Consider the following 3,032-nt stretch of genomic DNA (forward strand, 5'->3'; position numbering starts at 1 on the left):
AGGAGGTAAGTTGCATGAAATTAGAGTTAAATCTCGAATCGTTTGACAAGGGGTTGGAGGTCCTAAGCAAGGAATATAGGATATTCGCTCCAAAGGCTTTCCCTCAGAGGGGAACTTACTCAGATACAGATGTTGTTAAGTATTCAGTAGTTAGTTCCTTTGATGAAATGGTGTGGGATAGAAAGTCAAATTTTTCACCAAAAGAGACTTTTTTACCTATTAACGAGGTCTTGTTCTACTTTACTGAGAGCGAATTCAGAGAGTCTTCAATCGATGATAGGAAGACGCTTGTATTCCTTAGGGCTTGTGACCTAAACGCAGTAAAGAGGGTAGACCAGATTTATCTTGGAAATGGTGAAGAAGAGGACTACTACTACAAGAGGAACAGGGAAAAGGTTAAGTTTGTCTTGGTTGGATGTCAGGAATCCTATAGAAACTGCTTCTGTGTAAGCATGGATTCAAATAGGGCTGATGACTACCATGCTGCCATGAACATAAGGGATGGCAAGATTTTCCTAGATATAAGGGACGAGGACCTAAATGTGTTCGAGGGAAGTCCAACAGACTTTGAGCTTGATTATGTGAAGGAAAACCTATTTAAGGTGAATGTGCCTGATAAGGTTGACTTCAACCACATGAAGGACCACAAGATGTGGGATGAATACGATGCTAGGTGCATTGCCTGTGGTAGGTGTAACTTTACCTGTCCAACTTGTACTTGCTACTCTATGCAGGATATTTTCTATAGGGAAAATGAAAATGTAGGTGAGAGAAGAAGGGTATGGGCATCATGTCAGGTTGACGGCTATACTAGTATAGCTGGTGGACATTCCTTCAGAGAAAAGCACGGCCAGAGGATGAGGTTTAAGTCTATGCACAAGATTCATGACTTCAAGGAAAGATTTGGCTACAATATGTGCGTAGGATGTGGCAGATGTGATGATGCCTGTCCACAGTATATTTCATTCTCAGAGGCTATAGACAAGGTATCCAAGGCCATGAGCGAAAAAGATTTGGAAAAGTAGGAGGTCATTATGTGTAATAGTAAAAACCCATATATACCAGTAGCAAGTGAAATACTTGAAATAATAAAGCATACTGACAAGGAGTGGACTTTTAGGACTAAGACTGATACTAGCAAGGTAAAGCCAGGCCAGTTCTATGAGATATCCCTTCCAAGGTACGGTGAATCACCAATATCTGTATCAGGTATTGGGCCAAACTATGTAGACCTTACTATCAGAAACGTAGGTAAGGTTACAGGTGTAATCTTCGGCTACAAGCCAGGAGACAAGCTATTATTAAGAGGACCTTATGGTAATGGCTTTGATATTAATGAATACAAAGGAAGGGACCTAGTTGTGGTAGCAGGTGGTTCTGCCCTAGCTCCTGTAAGGGGTATAATTGAATATGTATATGACCACAAGGAAGAATTTAAGTCCTTCAAACTAATCGTAGGCTTCAAGTCACCAGCAGATGTGCTATTTGCCAAGGACCTTGAAAAGTGGGCTCAAAGGCTGGATATCCTAGTGACAGTTGATGGTGCAGAAGAGGGCTATAAAGGGAATATAGGCTTGGTAACAAAGTATATACCAGAATTAAACATAGATATAGACCAGGCATCTGCAGTGGTTGTAGGACCACCTATGATGATGAAGTTTGCAGTTGCAGAATTTTTGAAACTAAATATGGCCGAGTCTAATATTTGGGTTTCATACGAAAGAAGAATGCACTGTGGTATAGGTAAGTGTGGTCATTGTAAGATGGATTCAACATATATCTGTCTAGATGGTCCAGTATTTAGCTATGATTTTGCTAAGAACTTAGCAGACTAGGAGGTAGAGTCATGATTAGAGATTTGAATACTAAAAAGGTGATGAAAAATGCCTTTAGAATAACTAAGCACAAGTATCAGACATCTTTGAGAGTCAGGGTTCCAGGTGGTTTGATAGACCCGGAATCACTAATGACAGTGTCTAAGATTTCGTCTGAATACGGAGACGGTCAGATACATATAACTACTAGACAGGGATTTGAAATACTTGGTATAGCTATGGAGGATATGGGTCAGGTAAACCAGATGATCCAACCTGTAATTGAAAAGCTTGACATCAACCAAGATAAAAAGGGAACAGGTTATGGGGCAGCAGGAACTAGAAATGTATCTGCCTGTGTGGGCAACAAGGTCTGTCCAAAGGCCCAGTACAATACTACTAAATTTGCCAAGAGAGTAGAAAAGGCGATATTCCCTCATGACCTACACTTTAAAGTAGCCCTAACAGGGTGTCCAAATGACTGTATAAAGGCAAGAATGCACGACTTTGGTATAATCGGTACTTGCCTACCTGAATACGAAATGGATAGGTGTGTAACTTGCATGGCTTGTGTAAATAAGTGTAAGTCATATTCAGTAGGGGCCCTAAGGTGTGAAAACAACAAGATAATTAGAAATGAAGAAAAGTGCATAGGCTGTGGTGAATGCGTACTTAACTGTCCTATGAATGCTTGGACAAGAAGCCCTAAAAAGTACTACAAGCTGATGATAATGGGTAGAACAGGTAAGAAAAACCCTAGACTAGCGGAAGACTGGTTGAGGTGGGTTGATGAAGATTCTATAGTTAAGATAATAGAAAATACCTACGACTATGTTAAGGAATATATTGATCCTAAGGCACCAGGCGGTAAGGAACATATAGGCTACATAATTGATAGGACTGGCTTCCAGGAATACAGAAAGTGGGCCCTAAAGGATGTTAACCTACCAGAGGAAACAATAGAAAACAAGAACGTATATTGGGGTGGCCCAAAATACTATTAGGAATCGGTTTTTAATAGGGAATAAGGTATTCGAATATATTTATAGTAAATGAGTTCTCCTTATGGTAACATAATAAGGGGAGCTTGTTTACAAGCATTGATTTTGAATTATATATTAGTGATGTTTTGGAGGTAATTATGTACGATGAAACAATCGGTAAGCTGACGGGTGCAGCTAAGAAAAAGCTTGGTGTTTTGAATGATAGTACGTTCAA

General features: G+C 39.9%; 3 protein-coding genes. All 3 read left to right on the forward strand.

Features of this window, described 5'->3' with window-relative positions:
• Positions 1-14: 14 nt before the first annotated feature.
• From asrA to asrC, 3 genes are read left to right on the forward strand one after another with little or no spacing between them, the layout of a single operon-like run.
• Positions 15-1,025 carry an anaerobic sulfite reductase subunit AsrA gene (asrA, locus tag ACW6OJ_RS07785; RefSeq protein ID WP_455104453.1) on the forward strand — a complete coding sequence of 337 codons (1,011 nt, stop codon included), beginning with the start codon at positions 15-17 and terminating at the stop codon, positions 1,023-1,025.
• 9 nt (positions 1,026-1,034) lie between these two features.
• Positions 1,035-1,835 carry an anaerobic sulfite reductase subunit AsrB gene (asrB, locus tag ACW6OJ_RS07790; RefSeq protein WP_455105105.1) on the forward strand — a complete coding sequence of 267 codons (801 nt, stop codon included), beginning with the start codon at positions 1,035-1,037 and terminating at the stop codon, positions 1,833-1,835.
• 11 nt (positions 1,836-1,846) lie between these two features.
• A complete protein-coding gene (gene asrC, locus ACW6OJ_RS07795; protein ID WP_456096247.1) occupies positions 1,847-2,818 on the forward strand; it encodes a sulfite reductase subunit C in 972 nt (323 codons plus the stop codon).
• Positions 2,819-3,032 lie beyond the last annotated feature (214 nt).

The organism is Peptostreptococcus sp. (assembly GCF_977045075.1).